Raw genomic sequence first — 13,505 nt, 5'->3', positions numbered from 1 at the left:
CTTGCCATCGGCGCACGCGGCGCAAAATCGGCCCATAGCACAGACGTACAAGTAAATGGTTCACACGCACCGCCTGTGGGGTGACAATGACGCCCATTCGCGTCTGTCAGGAGCCACGACATGTCCCAACCGCAAACCTTACTCCAGCTCACCGGCCGCAGTTATCCGCCGGCCAGTTTGAGTAATGCCTGCCTGCTGATTATCGATGCGCAAGAGGAATACCGCAGCGGCGCCATGCCCCTGCCCGGCCTGGACGCCGCCATTGCGGAGATCGCCAGCCTGCTCGAAACCGCCCGCGCCAATGGCACGCCAATCGTTCATGTAAAGCACCTGGGGGTTCCCGGCGGCTTTCTCGATCCGCAAGGCCCACGCGGAAGATTCATGCCCGAACTGGCGCCGCTTCCGAATGAAACCGTGGTGGAAAAACGCCTGCCAAATGCCTTTTCCGGCACTGACCTGCACGGTCGCCTGGAAGCCATCGGCCGCCTGGATCTGATCATTTGCGGCTTCATGACCCATTCCAGCATCAGCACCACTGTGCGCGCCTGCAAAGATTACGGTTACCGCTGCACCCTGGTCGACAGCGCCTGTGCCACGCGCGACCTGCCGTACGGCGAGGGCGTGATCAGTGCCGCCGAGGTGCACCGCACTGAAATGGCCATTCTGGCGGACAACTTCGCCGCGCTGGTCAGCCACGCCAAGGCTTTAATCTAAGCCTGTTTCCCACGCCAAACCGGGCGCCCGCCGACTTCCGACGGCCCGGTGAGTGAACCTCGACCCCGTGCACCGGTCATACCGCCGACACCCTGAAAGGAAAGCGGAATGAAATTGTCTGATGGTTTCGATGCCCGACGCCTTCGCCCACGCGGCCCCGGAAGCTGGCGCTGGCGCTTCGCGGCCGCCCTTTCGGCGCTGTTCGCCGTGCTCGGAATTTTGCTGGCTATGGCCGGCGCCGCCACGCTGCTGGGTCGGCCACCGGCCTTGGGCGGCTTGAACGACACGCCCGGCAGCGCCACCGTGATTCTGGTCTTTGGCTTGGTGTTGCTCTGGCTCGGCATTGCCGCCTGGCGCCGCTGCCGCCGCCGTCTTCGTCGCCCAAGCGATCTGGCACTGGCTCCGCATTTGATGAAAAAACACGACTGATTCGCCGGGGGGTTGTTCGCCCCAAGTGGCGAACCGATGGGTAAACTAGGCCCATTCGCGGAGACCTCCCATGCAAGACGACGACTTTTCCCTCTTCAAAAACGAAACTCGCGGCATCAAACCTCTCCAGCACGACCGTGCAGAAACCGGCAAACCCAAAGCTGACCGCGCCCGTGTGCAGGCCCTGCGCCAGGCCGCGACCATCTCCGAGGGCGTTACTCGTGTTGATGGTTTGTCTGACCAGTTCGTTATCGACGTCGGCGCCGAAGACCCGCTGTACTGGGCGCGCGACGGCGTGCAAGACGGCCAGATGCGCAAACTCAAACTCGGCCAGATCAGCTTCGAAGGCAGCCTGGACCTGCACGGCATGAACGTCGAAAAGGCCCGCGACACGCTGTGGGAATTTCTCGCCGAAGCCAACAAGCTGGAAATCCGCTGCGTACGGGTCACCCACGGCAAGGCGGTGCGCATGGATGGCAAGCGGCCGATGATCAAAAGCCACGTCAACACCTGGCTGCGTCAGCACCAAGGCGTGCTCGGTTTTGCCTCGTGCCTGCCGAAACACGGCGGCACAGGCGCTATTTACGTGCTGCTCAAACGCACCATGATGGATGGCCGCGACGAAGTAGGACGCTTCTCATGGAGTGCTTGCAAGCGGCAGTGCCGCGCCCTACCCTGCGTCTTCTGCTTACTGCCCCCATGCCTTACAGGTAGATCATGTCTCTGGAACAGAATTACACCGCGATCCTCAGCCAACTGGGTGAGGACGTTTCCCGCGAAGGCCTGCTCGACACGCCCAAGCGTGCCGCCAAAGCCATGCAGTATCTTTGCCGCGGTTATGAACAGACCTTGGAAGAAGTCACCAACGGTGCCCTGTTCAGCTCCGACAACAGCGAAATGGTGTTGGTGAAAAACATCGAGCTGTACTCGCTGTGCGAACACCACCTGCTGCCGTTCATTGGCAAAGCCCACGTCGCCTACATTCCTAGCGGCAAAGTGTTGGGCTTGTCGAAAGTGGCGCGCATCGTCGACATGTACGCCCGCCGCCTGCAAATTCAGGAAAACCTCAGCCGCCAGATTGCTGAAGCGGTGCAAACCGTCACCGGCGCCTTGGGCGTGGCGGTGGTGATCGAAGCGCAGCACATGTGCATGATGATGCGCGGTGTCGAGAAGCAAAATTCGTCGATGGTGACGTCGGTAATGCTCGGCGAATTCCGCCAGAACGCCGCCACCCGGAGCGAGTTCATGGGCTTGATTCGCTAAGCCACGCCATACGAAAAAACCGGCCACTGTGCCGGTTTTTTGTGCCTCGAATTCGCCGCGCGACGGTGTGTACACGCGCGGCTCTTCGCAATTCTCTAGGAAAACTCCTACAAACATAATCGACCTTGATGTAAGTCAGGCCCCGTCCTAAAGCGCCTCACTAGCCTTGGCGCATCCGCTCGCACGCAGTCGAGCAGCACGCTAAGGACGCAATCGCATGGCTTATTTAGTCTGGCAGGAAGACCTCAACACCGGCATTCAGATCATCGACGATCAGCACAAACGAATCGTCGCCATGATCAACCAGCTGATTCACGCCGACGAAAACAACCACAGCCGCGAAGAAGTCGGCGAGGTGCTCAGCGAATTGGTGGACTACACCCTTTCGCATTTCGCCTTTGAGGAAGCGCTGCTGGAAGAAGCCGGTTACGCCTTCACCCGCCCCCATAAACGCGTGCATGAAATCTTTACCGACCGGGTCAGCCAGTTCAATTTGCGTTTTCGCGCCGGCGAGGACGTGACGCAGGAGCTGATCAACCTGTTGTCACGCTGGCTGTTCAACCACATCCGCAACGACGACAAGGCCTACGCCCAGACGGTGAAGAACAACATCAACGCCCTGGTGAACAACAAACACAGCGGCGGCTGGCTATCGCGCTCGTTCAAACGCTTTTTCGGCGAAGCCCACGCCTGATCGGCGGCGCGGCTAAATGCGCTCGGGCTAAGGCCAGGGCGCACGCATTCAGGTAAGCTCCGCCCTCGAATTTTCAGCCGTTGAGGGTGTTCTGGTGCTTATCAAAGCGTTACGGGTTGGCTTGGGCCAGCTCATCGTGTTCATCGACTTCATAACCCGCCCGCGCAAACAAAAGCGCACGCCCGAGGCGCAAGCCCAAGTCGCCCAGGCCACCTCAGGCATGGCGCTGTATCAGTTCCAGGCGTGCCCGTTTTGCGTACGCACCCGCCGCACCATGCACCGCCTGAATCTGCCGGTTGAGCTGCGCGACGCCAAGAACAATGAGCAACACCGCCAAGCGCTATTGGCCGGTGGCGGCGCGATCAAAGTGCCGTGCTTGCGTATCGAAGAAAACGGCGGCACCACGTGGATGTATGAATCCAAGGCGATCATGCAGTACCTGGAAGATCGCTTCGCCACCGTATAAACAGAAGGTCTACTGACCGTTTCTTTGCAGCTCGGCCAAGCGTTGCGCCAGGCTGTCGAGGTCAGGAATCGGCGCCTCTGGCAGGTCGCGCAATACCACTCGGGTAAGGCGCATCTGCCGGATAAACCGACGGCAATTGGTGCAGCTGGCCACAGTGCAGGCGCACGGCAATGCGTGAGCGCAGGCGCAATTGCCCGTCGAGAAAATCACTCGAATGGGCGACCAGTTCTTTACACGTCAGCAATGCCCCGTCTCCTCGAAATGCTCCAGGGTGGCAAACACCTTGAGCCGTGCGCGATGCAACAGCACCCGTGCATTAGAGAGCGAGATGTCGAGAAGATTACAGATCTCCTCCAACTCCAGGCCCTGCCGTTCGCGCAGGTTCAGCACGCTGCCTTGCAAATCCGACAGACTCGCCAAGGTTTTCTCCAGGCATTCGCGCAGCTCGTCTTCGGTGAGCAACGCCTCCGGCGAATCCTGATGCCAGTTGTGCGGTGCCAGCAGCCAGTGGCCGTCTTCGGCGAAACGACCGTCGTCGATGCTGCCATGGGGCGATGGAATATCGTCCAGCAGCACTTCGCGGCGGTTGTGTTTCAGGCGGGTTTTGGCGGTGTTGGCGGTGATGGTCAGCAGCCAGGTTTTCAGGCTGGAGCGGCCCTGAAAACCAGCTCAGATTGCGCACCACCGCCAGCCAGGCGTCTTGCACCACTTCATCGGCATTGCGGCTGCCGACAATGGCATAGGCCACCGCGCGCATCGCGCTCTGATAGCTGGCGACCAACTCGCGAAAGGCCAGTTGGTCGCCGGCCAGCAGGCGTGGCAGTAACTGCGCGTCGGGCGGCGCGCTCATCAATGCTTACGCAGAATCACGCTGCCAATGGAGTAACCGGCGCCGAACGAGCTGAGCACACCCAGGGTGCCGCTTGGCAGGTCGTCCTGATTTTTGTGAAAGGCGATAACCGAGCCGGCCGAACTGGTGTTGGCGTAGGTGTCGAGAATCACCGGCGCTTCGTCCGGCAAGGCGTCGCGGCCCAGCAGCTTTTGGTGATCAGCAGGTTCATGCTCAGGTTGGCCTGGTGCAGCCAGAAGCGTTTCACGTCAGACACCTGAATGTCGTTGGCGGCCAGGTGCTCGCCCACCAGCTCGGCCACCATCGGGCACACGTCACGGAATACCTTGCGGCCTTCCTGCACGAAGAGTTTGTCGCGCTGGCCGATGCCCTCTTCCGCCGCGCGGTTGAGGAAGCCGAAGTTGTTGCGGATGTTGTTGGAGAACTGAGTCAGCAGCTTGGTGCTGACGACGTCGAACTGGTAGGCCGAAGTAGCCAGATCGGCACGTTCCACCAGCACGGCGGTGGCGGCATCGCCAAAGATGAAGTGGCTGTCGCGGTCGCGGAAGTTCAGGTGACCGGTGCAGATTTCCGGGCTTACCACGAGAATCGCGCGGGCTTGGCCCAGTTGAATGTTCTGCGTGGCTGCCTGAATGCCGAAGGTGGCAGAGGAACACGCCACGTTCATGTCGTAGGCGAAACCGGTGATGCCCAGCGCGGCTTGCACTTCAATGGCCACGGCCGGGTAGGCGCGTTCCAGGTTCGAGCAGGCGACGATTACACCGTCGACGTCCGCCGCCGTTTTGCCGGCGCGTTGCAAGGCTTGCTCAGCCGCCGCCACGCCCATTTGGCAAAGAATGCCCCACTCTTCGTTCGAGCGTTCCGGCAGGCGGGGGGTCATGCGTTGCGGGTCGAGAATGCCTTCTTTGTTCATTACAAAGCGGCTTTTGATGCCGGAGGCTTTTTCGATGAAAGCGCTGCTGGACTCGCTCAGCGCCTCGACTTCACCGCGTTCAATGGCGGCAGCGTTGTCGGCGTTGAATTGCCGCACGTACGTATTAAAGGACTCCACCAGCTCATCGTTCGAAATGCTGTTTTCCGGGGTAAATAGGCCGGTACCGCTGATGACGACATTATACACGGTCGATCCTCTTGCAACGTTATTGATCGGAATGGCGGCTATTGTGCCCGAAAAGGACTACAAATCCCCAGCGATACCGGCAGACGTTCGTCACCGGCGACAAGGCACACAACTGCGTCTGATACAGCAAGGGCAGTCTTCGGAAAAGGCACCAGGAACGGCCGGATGCGTCAGCTTAAATAGCGCTCAGCCCTTATGGTTGACTGGTTTCCCACTGCCGACGGAGCGCCTCGCCCATGACTGCCAACGCCGATTACCCCGCCAGCTGGCGGGAAAAAATTCGAAATGAGCTGCGCTTTTCCGTGGCCAACGGTTTACCCGGCGCGGTGCTCGCCGCCCATTGCAAGGGCCGACCGGTGCTGTTCGAGGCGCACGGTAAACAGCGCCGCTACGACGAAACGACGCTGATGCCAACCCCAGAACCCATGCGCGACGACACCCTGTTCGACCTCGCCTCCCTGACCAAAATCTTTTCCACCACGCTGGCGCTGATGCACTTGGTGGACGTAGGGCGCGGTGAGCATCGACGCCCCTGTCTCGCATTACCTGCCGACCTTCGCTGGCGGCAGCAAAGCAAAGGTTACGGTGCGGCATTTGCTGCAGCATCGATCGGGCCTGCCCTCGTCCTTTCATTTACGACCCCAAGCAAGTGCCCGTCGCGTTTTACTCTCAGAGCCGAACGCAAACATGCTGGCTGCTGCCCCTGGTGCCGCTGCGGCATGAGCCCGATAGCGTGACGCTCTACAGCGACGTCGGCTTTGCCATGCTGGGTTTGATCATCGAAACCGTCACGGGGCGTTCGGCAAGACGCGTACGTTCACGAACACATCTATGCGCCGCTGGGCTTAGATGACACCGGCTACAAATGCGCGAACGCGGCATCGACCGAAACCGCTTCGAAGCCACGGAGCGCTGCGGTAATACCCGTGATGGGCACGTCTGGTTTCCCAACATTCGCACCTACACGCTGCAGGGCGAGGTGCATGACGAAATGGCCTATTACGCCATGGGCCAAGTCTCTGGTCATGCTGGACTGTTTTCCACCGCAGCCGACCTCAGCGTATTGAGCCAACTCGCTGCTCAACGGCGGCAGCCTGGGCGATTACCGCCTGTGCTCGGCGCAAACGGTGCAGCTGTTCACCCAAACGCTAAATGCCGACGCCACATACGCACTGGGTTTCCAGGTGCCAACAGCCAGCACGCAGCTAACTTATGGCGTGCTGCTGCCGGCCGCTGGCAACGCCGTGGCGCACACCGGGTGGACTCGGAAAGGGCTTGGTGCTCGATTTCGCCCACCAATCGAGCTTCCTTTTATTAACCAACAAAAAACACAGTCCCGTGCTGGCCTTGCCCAACGGTGACTGCAATCACTTCGCCGGCGATCTGCTGCCCAGCGCTTTGTACGGCGCAACCGTGCAGCTGTTTTACGCCGGGCTGCTGGCCGCTCAAGCGGCTCGCCTTGAAGCCGCGGACACAATGTCGGAATGCGTCTAGCACGCGGATTGTTACCCCAGCCGCAACAGATATTTACGCGGATAAAACCTGCAACAATTTGTAATGAACCGTAGTCTAAAAATCCGCGCGGACAAGACGACCGCGGATAACGCCTTGCCGTTAATCCGCATCCGGGGCCACAACCAGCCACCTTTCGCACCCTCGCTTCGCTCGTCTGACCCTATGGCCAGGCTCGCAAAAAACCCGTGAACTGATAACGGCAGGCCCGCCTCTACCAGGCTGTAACCCAGCCACCCGAGGCGCGCGCTGCGTCAGGAGCCCTGCATGACTGAGCAATCCAAAGGCTTCACCCGCCGGCAGTTGTTGAAAACTTCCGCCACCTCCCTGGCTATTGGCGCCGCCGCAACCGCCCAGGCGGCCACCGTGATCGGCACGCCCAAATGGCTGCCCTTCGACCACAACGGCCCGCTGCACTACGACAGTCCGGGTTGGCAATTTTTTACGCCAGAGGAAGTGGTTGAGCTTGAGGCCATCGTTGAGCAGCTGATTCCTGCTGACGAACTGAGCGTCAGCGGCAAAGAGGCCGGCTGTGTGGTGTTTATGGACCGCCAGATGATGAGCGACTACGGCGACTTCGGCCGCCTCTACATGAAGAGGCCCCTTCACCCCCGGCACGCCAGCGCAGGCCGATCAATCGCCGCTGGTGCCGCGCGAGCGTTACCGCCTGGGCCTGGCCGGGCTGGATAAATATTGCCAGGCCACCTTCCAGAAAAAATTCAGCGAGCTGCCACCGGAGCAGCGCGACAAGGTGCTGGTCGACCTGGAAAAAGGCGCCATCACGCTCGAAGGCATCGAAGCCAAAGCGTTCTTCCAGCAAGTGCTGGATAACACCATGGAAGGCTTTTTTGCCGACCCAATCTACGGCGGCAACCGCGACATGGTGGCTTGGAAAATGATCGGCTTCCCCGGCGCGCGCTACGACTACCGCGACTACGTGGGCCTGCATAACCAGAAGCTGAACCTCACGCCGCTCTCGATCATCGGCAGCTCCGCCTGGAATAAAAAGGGTTAACTCATCATGGCTAAAAAACTTCCTTCCACCGACGTGGTGGTTGTCGGTCTCGGCTGGGCGGGCTCGATTATCGCGAACGAACTGGCAGACACCGGCCTCAACGTCATCGGTTTTGAACGCGGCCCGTGGCGCGACACCGCCAGCGACTTCAACCTGGCCCACGCCACCGACGAATTGCGCTACAGCCGCCGCCAGGAGCTGATGCTGCGCACCAAGCAAACACTTGCACGATGCGCAATAAAGAATCTGAAACCGCGCTGCCCATGCGTGTGTGGGGCTCGTTCCACCCCGGCAACGGCACCGGCGGCGCCGGCAACCACTGGGCCGGCATCACCTTTCGCTTCCAGCCTGAAGAATTCCGCCTGGCCAGCCACTTGAAAGAACGCTACGGCAAGGAAGTGCCCGCAGAGCTGACACTGCAAGATTGGGGCACCACGTGGGAAGAAATGGAGCCGCACTACGACGCCTTCGAGCGGTTGGCTGGTGTGTCTGGCAAGGCCGGCAACCTCAATGGCACCATCGTTGACGGCGGCAACCCATTCGAAGGGCCCGCTCCAAGGAATACCCGAACCCGCCCACCGCGCAAACCTACGCGCCGACGCTATTCGCTGAAACCGCGAAAAACCTCGGTTACAAGCCCTTCCCGGTGCCCTCGGCGCTGGCCTCGCAGAGCTTACACCAACCAGTTGGGCGTCACCATGGGGCCGTGCACGTTCTGCGGCTTCTGCACCAACTACGGCTGCGCCAACTATTCCAAGGCCAGCGCCATCGTCAACGTGCTGCCAGCGTTGATTCGCAAGCCCAACTTCACCGCCAAAACCAATTCCGAAGTGCTCAAGGTGGTGATGGACAGCACCGGCACCCGCGCCACCGGCATCATTTATGTCGACTCCAGCGGCGAAGAATGGGAGCAGCCGGCCGAGATCGTGGTGATCGCCGCATTCATCTTCGAAAACGTGCGGCTCATGCTGCTCTCCGGCATCGGCGAACCCTACAACCCCATCGCCAACACCGGCACCACCGGCCGCAATTTCGCCTACCAGACCGCCAACAGCGTGCGCATGTTCTTCAACGATAAGAACTTCAACCCGTTTATCGGCGGCGGCGCTATCGGCATGGGCATCGACGAATTCAACAACGACAACTTCGACCACTCCGGGCTTGGCTTCGTCGGGGGCGGCAGTACGCGCGTCACCCTGATTGGCGCCCCGCCCATCGACTCCCGACCGGTGCCGCCGGGCACCCCGAACTGGGGCGCGAAGTGGAAAAAGCCACGGTGGAAAACTACCTGAGCACCATGTCCATCGGCTGCGAGGCCAGCAGTTACACCACGCGCAACAACTACCTGTCGCTGGACCCCAACTACACCGACCCGCACGGCCGACCGTTGCTGCGCATCACCTTCGACTTCCCTGAAAACGACCTGAAGATGGCGCAGTACTGCACCAACAAAGTCGTGGAAATCGCCAAGGCCATGAACCCGCGTGAATTCGTACCGGCACCGAGGAAGGGGCCGTGGTCGAACACCTCGTACCAGTCGTCGCACATCGTCGGTGGTTTCATCATGGGCGCCGACCCGAAAAACAGCTCGGTCAACAAACACCTGCAAGTGTGGGGCGTGCCCAACCTGTTTGTGGTCGGCTCTTCCGCCTTCCCACAGAACCCCGGCTACAACCCCACCGGCACCGTGGGCGCGCTGGCCTTCAAAGCAGCGGACGCCATTCGCCGCCTGTACCTGAAACGCCCTGGGGAGATGATCAGCGTATGAAAACTTTCATTTCACTGGGCGCCTTTGCCCTGTTCGGCCTGAGCCTCAGCGTTCACGTAGCCTCCGGCGCCGACTCGTACAACATGGTGGAAAAAGGTCGCTACCTGGCCGTGCTGGGCGACTGCACCGCCTGCCACACCGTGCCGGGCAAACCCGGCGTTTTCCGGTGGTGTGTCGATTGAAACGCCGTTCGGCAAACTGGTCGGCGCTAACATCACGCCAGACCCGGAAACCGGCCTGGGCCATTGGAATTTCGACGACTTCCAGGCCGTGATGTCCGAAGGCCACAGCCGCGGCGGCAAACGCCTGTACGGCGCCATGCCCTTTACCGCGTACACCAAGGTCACGCGCGAAGACAACCGCGCCCTATGGGCGTACCTGCAGACGTTGGAGCCGGTGAACAACCCGGTCGAAACCAACCAGTTGCCGTTTCCCTTCAACGTGCGCACCAGCCTCGTTGGCTGGAACTGGCTGAACTTCACCGCCGGTGAATTCGTGCCCAACGCGGAAAAAACGCCGCAGTGGAACCGAGGCGCGTATCTGGTGGAAGGTCTTGGTCACTGTGGCACCTGCCACACGCCGAAAAACATCATCGGCGGTGACGACAATGACCAGTTCCTCGCCGGTGGCGATTTGCAGGGCTGGATCGCGCCGGACATCACCGCCAACCCGCACAGCGGTATGGGTAAGTGGAGCAACGAGGACATCGTCGAGTACCTGAAAACCGGCGCCAACCGCTTCGACATCGCCTCCGGGCCGATGGCCGAGGCCGTGGAAAACTCGACTCAGCACTGGACCGATGAAGACCTGATGGCGGTAGCGGTATACCTCAAAGATGGGCAGAAACCGTCACCGGCGCCGCGGCGGTAGCGGCCGATGACCCGGCGATGGTAGCGGGTAAAGCGTTGTACGCCGACCGCTGCTCCGCCTGCCACGTGCCGAATGGAGAGGGCATCAAAACCCTGTTCCCGAAACTGGCCGCCGCGCCATTGGTTAACAGCACCGACCCGACCTCGCTGATTCGCGTGGTACTGGCCGGCAGCCGTGCCGGTAGCACCGAAGCCGCACCGACCGGGCCCGCCATGCCGGCATTCGCCTGGAACCTCACGGACGAAAACGTCGCCGACGTGCTGACTTACGTGCGCAACACTTGGGGCAACGCCGCGCCGGCTGTGACAGCGGGCGAAGTGGCCAATTTGCGAGAGAACCTGCAGTAACCGCATAACCCTGTGGGAGCGGCTTTAGCCGCGATGCTCTCGAAAAGCATCGCGGCCAATCGGAGTGCCGCCCTGCCGCTCCCACAGGGACCCGCTCCCGTTATGCCCTGCATCACCCAACTGGATAGTCCTTGAGCCGCCCCGCGACGCCGCGCCACTCTGCTGAGATCCACAAAGGAGACCAGCATGAGCGACTACCGCACCCTCACCCGCCACGATGCCAACGGCGTGGCCACCATCGAATTTGATCACCCGCCCATCAACCTGATGGACCGCGACGTGATCATCGACCTGCTGAAACTGGCGAAAAGCCTGGAAGCCGATAAAGCCACCCGCGTCGTGCTGTTTCGCAGCGCCAACCCGGAATTCTTCATCGCCCACTTTGACCTCGGCAGCCAACTTAATCAGCCAGCGCCGCCGCTGCCCGAAGGCCAGGCCAGTTTGCTCAGCGCCCTGTTCACGCGCTTTAGCCGCCTGCCGCAAGTGACCATCGGCGAACTGCGCGGCCGTGCGCGCGGCGCCGGCAGTGAATTTTTGTTGGCGCTGGACATGCGCTTTGCCTCACGCGAACACGGGCTGCTGGGGCAGCCGGAAGTGGCCGTCGGCTTGTTGCCAGGGGCAGGCGGCACGGTGCGGTTAACGCAACTGGTCGGACGTGGCCGCGCTTTGGAAATTTGCCTGGGCGGCGCCGACTTCGACGCTGACACGGCCGAGCGCTACGGCTGGATCAACCGCGCCGTTCCCGACGCGGACCTCAGCGCCCACTGCGAAGCGCTGGCGCAACGCATCGCCAGTTTTCCAGCGGCGGGCATTGCCCATATCAAAGCGGTGGTCGAACAGGTGAGCGCTGCACCGGAGGCGGCGCTGGTAGAAGAATCGCAACGCTTCGGCGCCGACATGAATGCACCAGCGACACTGGAGCGGGTGCAATGGATGATGGAAAACGGCGGGCAAACGGACGGGGAAATGGAGCGCGAGTTGGGTGCCAACCTGGCGAAATTCGCCTGAGCGCTAAGGCTCCGTAGAAGCGGCGCTCGCCGCGATTTGGCGTGATCTGAAATCACCGTTTTCAGCAACGACAAAAAAGCATCGCGGCTGGAAGCCGCTCCCACAGAAGGTGGGTGTTGGCGCTGAAGCTTTGGCAGAGAATTTCAACCCACCTCCGTCATCCCCGCGCAGGCGGGGATCCAGAATCGCGAAAGGGAACGCCAAGCTCGGCGCTTATGCCGGTCGCAAGATGGCCACTGCCTGCTCGCCGTATTGCACGACGTACCCGCCATGCGCGCGCGTTGCCAGTCGCGCGCTGAAGTCGGGTCCGGGAACCAGTGTTTTTCGTAGTCGCCAAAAGCGCCGGCGTCTAGGCGGTAGCGATCCAGGCAGGCGGCTTCGCGGGTGTCGATTTCAGCCTTGCAGCTCGCCCAGTCGGCGTAGCCCAGTTCTATCGCTAACAGACGCAGCAGCGTTTTCAACTGCAGCGCGGCGCGGTTGGCCTGCAACGCGGACACGCTCAAACCACCGCTAAGCTTCGCCGCGTGCAGCCGGCGCAACACCGGCAGCGCCACGCTCAAGCTGTCCGAACGAGCGTGCCGCAACAGGCGTCGGGCGTGGCTGCGCAGAAAATCGCTGTTTCGATGGGTGGGGGACAACGGGTTGGATGTAGACCACATAAACCTTTCCTCTTCTAATGTGGCCGTTCTCGCTGCGGCGTGAAGATTCAGGTTGCGGTAGATCCGAAGAAAAAACCGAACGACAGGTGCGGCTGGCTTTTGCGAGAGCGGGCGCCCTGTCGCGCCCGGTGGCAAGTTTAGTGTGGGGCGTACCTCAGTGACAAGGGTGCTGTGGACATCACCCGTTCAGACGCTTCACCAAACGCGCTTGCAACGCCTGCAACTCACCCGCGTCGGCCTTCTGGCTGGCGTGAACACCAAGGCCTTCGCCGGCGTAGCGCGGCACGATGTGCATATGGATGTGGAACACCGTTTGCCCGGCTGGCGCGCCATTGAACTGGGCGATTTGCACGCCGGCCGGTTCCAGTTCCTCAACGATCGCGCGGGTGAGTGTTTGCACCACGGCCATAACCTTGCCCAACGCACCGGTATCGACTTCCAGAATGTTGCGCGCCGCCGAGCGTTTGGGGATCACCAAGGTGTGGCCGAACGACTGCGGGAACACGTCGAGAAACGCCAGCACGTCGTCATCTTCGTACAGTTTGTAGCAGGGCGCGTCGCCGCGAATGATCTGGGCAAAAATGTTCTGGTTGTCGTAATCGCCGTGCAGGCTCATCTAGGTTCTCCGTCCGTTGGGCTGAGGGCAAACCATACCGGCTCAGCCCCTCGTCTGAAAACCCCACTATTTTTCAGAATTGCGAGCGCCTCGGCATACCGCAGGTTGCGGCGCGCGGCGCTTTACGGAAGAATCCCCGCCCTTCGCAAACCTGGCGGTCCTACCCTGGCCCAT

The 13,505-nt window shown here is 61.1% G+C and carries 19 protein-coding genes and 4 pseudogenes; 17 read left to right on the top strand and 6 right to left on the bottom strand.

Translation table 11 applies throughout. The features are described from left to right. Window positions 1-120: 120 nt before the first annotated feature. From ACZZZP_RS06455 to ACZZZP_RS06430, 6 genes and pseudogenes are all read left to right on the top strand, one after another. Window positions 121-714, top strand: a complete 594-nt coding sequence (locus tag ACZZZP_RS06455; RefSeq protein ID WP_122496721.1) for a cysteine hydrolase family protein — start codon at window positions 121-123, stop codon at window positions 712-714. 108 nt (window positions 715-822) lie between these two features. After that, window positions 823-1,143 carry a hypothetical protein gene (locus ACZZZP_RS06450; protein WP_122496719.1) on the top strand — a complete coding sequence of 107 codons (321 nt, stop codon included), beginning with the start codon at window positions 823-825 and terminating at the stop codon, window positions 1,141-1,143. A 70-nt stretch (window positions 1,144-1,213) separates the two neighbouring features. Beyond that, window positions 1,214-1,768: pseudogene (locus ACZZZP_RS06445) on the top strand (Smr/MutS family protein); the annotation flags it as partial. A gap of 92 nt (window positions 1,769-1,860) precedes the next feature. Further along, the gene (gene folE, locus ACZZZP_RS06440) at window positions 1,861-2,406 is read left to right on the top strand and encodes a GTP cyclohydrolase I FolE (RefSeq protein ID WP_122451324.1); all 546 of its coding nucleotides are present in this window, start codon (window positions 1,861-1,863) and stop codon (window positions 2,404-2,406) included. A gap of 217 nt (window positions 2,407-2,623) precedes the next feature. Continuing rightward, window positions 2,624-3,100 carry a bacteriohemerythrin gene (locus tag ACZZZP_RS06435; RefSeq protein WP_463382175.1) on the top strand — a complete coding sequence of 159 codons (477 nt, stop codon included), beginning with the start codon at window positions 2,624-2,626 and terminating at the stop codon, window positions 3,098-3,100. Between the two features lie 94 nt (window positions 3,101-3,194). Further along, complete coding sequence (locus ACZZZP_RS06430; RefSeq protein WP_122496713.1) at window positions 3,195-3,566, top strand: glutathione S-transferase N-terminal domain-containing protein; 372 nt, start codon at window positions 3,195-3,197, stop codon at window positions 3,564-3,566. Between the two features lie 9 nt (window positions 3,567-3,575). Here ACZZZP_RS06430 and ACZZZP_RS06425 read toward each other — a convergent pair. The 3 pseudogenes from ACZZZP_RS06425 to ACZZZP_RS06415 form a co-directional block, all read right to left on the bottom strand. Continuing rightward, a pseudogene (locus tag ACZZZP_RS06425) lies at window positions 3,576-3,810 on the bottom strand (anti-sigma factor family protein). Next, window positions 3,804-4,416 (bottom strand): annotated as a pseudogene (locus ACZZZP_RS06420) (RNA polymerase sigma factor). The pseudogenes ACZZZP_RS06425 and ACZZZP_RS06420 overlap by 7 nt, the downstream one beginning before the upstream one ends. Beyond that, window positions 4,416-5,536: pseudogene (locus ACZZZP_RS06415) on the bottom strand (beta-ketoacyl-ACP synthase III). The pseudogenes ACZZZP_RS06420 and ACZZZP_RS06415 overlap by 1 nt, the downstream one beginning before the upstream one ends. A gap of 236 nt (window positions 5,537-5,772) precedes the next feature. On the opposite strand from ACZZZP_RS06415, the gene ACZZZP_RS06410 reads away from it, so the two are divergent. Next, window positions 5,773-6,273, top strand: coding sequence for a serine hydrolase (locus ACZZZP_RS06410; RefSeq protein WP_463536382.1), 501 nt, complete (start codon window positions 5,773-5,775; stop codon window positions 6,271-6,273). A 122-nt stretch (window positions 6,274-6,395) separates the two neighbouring features. Here ACZZZP_RS06410 and ACZZZP_RS06405 read toward each other — a convergent pair whose 3' ends face one another. Further along, window positions 6,396-6,563, bottom strand: coding sequence for a hypothetical protein (locus ACZZZP_RS06405; RefSeq protein WP_463536381.1), 168 nt, complete (start codon window positions 6,561-6,563; stop codon window positions 6,396-6,398). A gap of 251 nt (window positions 6,564-6,814) precedes the next feature. Between ACZZZP_RS06405 and ACZZZP_RS06400 the strand changes: the two genes are divergently transcribed. From ACZZZP_RS06400 to ACZZZP_RS06355, 10 genes are all read left to right on the top strand, one after another. Beyond that, complete coding sequence (locus ACZZZP_RS06400; protein WP_463536380.1) at window positions 6,815-7,030, top strand: hypothetical protein; 216 nt, start codon at window positions 6,815-6,817, stop codon at window positions 7,028-7,030. Between the two features lie 285 nt (window positions 7,031-7,315). Then, complete coding sequence (locus ACZZZP_RS06395) at window positions 7,316-7,738, top strand: hypothetical protein (RefSeq protein WP_463536379.1); 423 nt, start codon at window positions 7,316-7,318, stop codon at window positions 7,736-7,738. Continuing rightward, complete coding sequence (locus ACZZZP_RS06390) at window positions 7,695-8,063, top strand: gluconate 2-dehydrogenase subunit 3 family protein (RefSeq protein WP_463536378.1); 369 nt, start codon at window positions 7,695-7,697, stop codon at window positions 8,061-8,063. The genes ACZZZP_RS06395 and ACZZZP_RS06390 overlap by 44 nt, the downstream gene beginning before the upstream one ends. A 6-nt stretch (window positions 8,064-8,069) precedes the next feature. Beyond that, a complete protein-coding gene (locus tag ACZZZP_RS06385) occupies window positions 8,070-8,441 on the top strand; it encodes an FAD-dependent oxidoreductase (protein WP_463536377.1) in 372 nt (123 codons plus the stop codon). Next, the gene (locus ACZZZP_RS06380) at window positions 8,327-9,355 is read left to right on the top strand and encodes a GMC family oxidoreductase N-terminal domain-containing protein (protein WP_463536376.1); all 1,029 of its coding nucleotides are present in this window, start codon (window positions 8,327-8,329) and stop codon (window positions 9,353-9,355) included. Before ACZZZP_RS06385 ends, ACZZZP_RS06380 begins: the two co-directional genes overlap by 115 nt. Further along, the gene (locus tag ACZZZP_RS06375) at window positions 9,325-9,831 is read left to right on the top strand and encodes a GMC oxidoreductase (RefSeq protein WP_463382168.1); all 507 of its coding nucleotides are present in this window, start codon (window positions 9,325-9,327) and stop codon (window positions 9,829-9,831) included. Before ACZZZP_RS06380 ends, ACZZZP_RS06375 begins: the two co-directional genes overlap by 31 nt. After that, window positions 9,828-10,013: a hypothetical protein gene (locus ACZZZP_RS06370; RefSeq protein ID WP_463536375.1), complete on the top strand. Its 186-nt coding sequence runs from the start codon at window positions 9,828-9,830 to the stop codon at window positions 10,011-10,013. Before ACZZZP_RS06375 ends, ACZZZP_RS06370 begins: the two co-directional genes overlap by 4 nt. Further along, window positions 10,003-10,701: a c-type cytochrome gene (locus ACZZZP_RS06365; protein ID WP_463536374.1), complete on the top strand. Its 699-nt coding sequence runs from the start codon at window positions 10,003-10,005 to the stop codon at window positions 10,699-10,701. The genes ACZZZP_RS06370 and ACZZZP_RS06365 overlap by 11 nt, the downstream gene beginning before the upstream one ends. A 17-nt stretch (window positions 10,702-10,718) precedes the next feature. Next, window positions 10,719-11,048, top strand: a complete 330-nt coding sequence (locus ACZZZP_RS06360) for a c-type cytochrome (protein WP_463536373.1) — start codon at window positions 10,719-10,721, stop codon at window positions 11,046-11,048. A gap of 186 nt (window positions 11,049-11,234) precedes the next feature. Then, window positions 11,235-12,056, top strand: coding sequence for an enoyl-CoA hydratase/isomerase family protein (locus ACZZZP_RS06355; protein WP_463382166.1), 822 nt, complete (start codon window positions 11,235-11,237; stop codon window positions 12,054-12,056). A gap of 143 nt (window positions 12,057-12,199) precedes the next feature. Here ACZZZP_RS06355 and ACZZZP_RS06350 read toward each other — a convergent pair whose 3' ends face one another. Both ACZZZP_RS06350 and ACZZZP_RS06345 read right to left on the bottom strand, forming a co-directional pair. Next, complete coding sequence (locus tag ACZZZP_RS06350) at window positions 12,200-12,610, bottom strand: hypothetical protein (RefSeq protein WP_463536372.1); 411 nt, start codon at window positions 12,608-12,610, stop codon at window positions 12,200-12,202. A gap of 283 nt (window positions 12,611-12,893) precedes the next feature. Further along, complete coding sequence (locus tag ACZZZP_RS06345) at window positions 12,894-13,331, bottom strand: HIT family protein (protein ID WP_122496686.1); 438 nt, start codon at window positions 13,329-13,331, stop codon at window positions 12,894-12,896. Window positions 13,332-13,505: the final 174 nt, after the last annotated feature.

The organism is Pseudomonas sp. AC211 (genome assembly GCF_979258055.1).
This window is presented reverse-complemented; position numbering and strand designations above follow the sequence as displayed.

Excerpts from the sequence above, each read along its gene's own strand:
- ACZZZP_RS06370 (WP_463536375.1), top strand. The coding sequence starts at position 9,828 with ATGAAAACTTTCATTTCACTGGGCGCCTTTGCCCTGTTCGGCCTGAGC.
- ACZZZP_RS06435 (WP_463382175.1), top strand. The coding sequence starts at position 2,624 with ATGGCTTATTTAGTCTGGCAGGAAGACCTCAACACCGGCATTCAGATC.
- ACZZZP_RS06450 (WP_122496719.1), top strand. The coding sequence starts at position 823 with ATGAAATTGTCTGATGGTTTCGATGCCCGACGCCTTCGCCCACGCGGC.
- ACZZZP_RS06360 (WP_463536373.1), top strand. The coding sequence starts at position 10,719 with ATGGTAGCGGGTAAAGCGTTGTACGCCGACCGCTGCTCCGCCTGCCAC.
- ACZZZP_RS06405 (WP_463536381.1), bottom strand. The coding sequence starts at position 6,563 with ATGACCAGAGACTTGGCCCATGGCGTAATAGGCCATTTCGTCATGCAC.
- ACZZZP_RS06355 (WP_463382166.1), top strand. The coding sequence starts at position 11,235 with ATGAGCGACTACCGCACCCTCACCCGCCACGATGCCAACGGCGTGGCC.
- folE (WP_122451324.1), top strand. The coding sequence starts at position 1,861 with ATGTCTCTGGAACAGAATTACACCGCGATCCTCAGCCAACTGGGTGAG.
- ACZZZP_RS06395 (WP_463536379.1), top strand. The coding sequence starts at position 7,316 with ATGACTGAGCAATCCAAAGGCTTCACCCGCCGGCAGTTGTTGAAAACT.
- ACZZZP_RS06455 (WP_122496721.1), top strand. The coding sequence starts at position 121 with ATGTCCCAACCGCAAACCTTACTCCAGCTCACCGGCCGCAGTTATCCG.
- ACZZZP_RS06380 (WP_463536376.1), top strand. The coding sequence starts at position 8,327 with ATGCGTGTGTGGGGCTCGTTCCACCCCGGCAACGGCACCGGCGGCGCC.
- ACZZZP_RS06385 (WP_463536377.1), top strand. The coding sequence starts at position 8,070 with ATGGCTAAAAAACTTCCTTCCACCGACGTGGTGGTTGTCGGTCTCGGC.
- ACZZZP_RS06410 (WP_463536382.1), top strand. The coding sequence starts at position 5,773 with ATGACTGCCAACGCCGATTACCCCGCCAGCTGGCGGGAAAAAATTCGA.
- ACZZZP_RS06345 (WP_122496686.1), bottom strand. The coding sequence starts at position 13,331 with ATGAGCCTGCACGGCGATTACGACAACCAGAACATTTTTGCCCAGATC.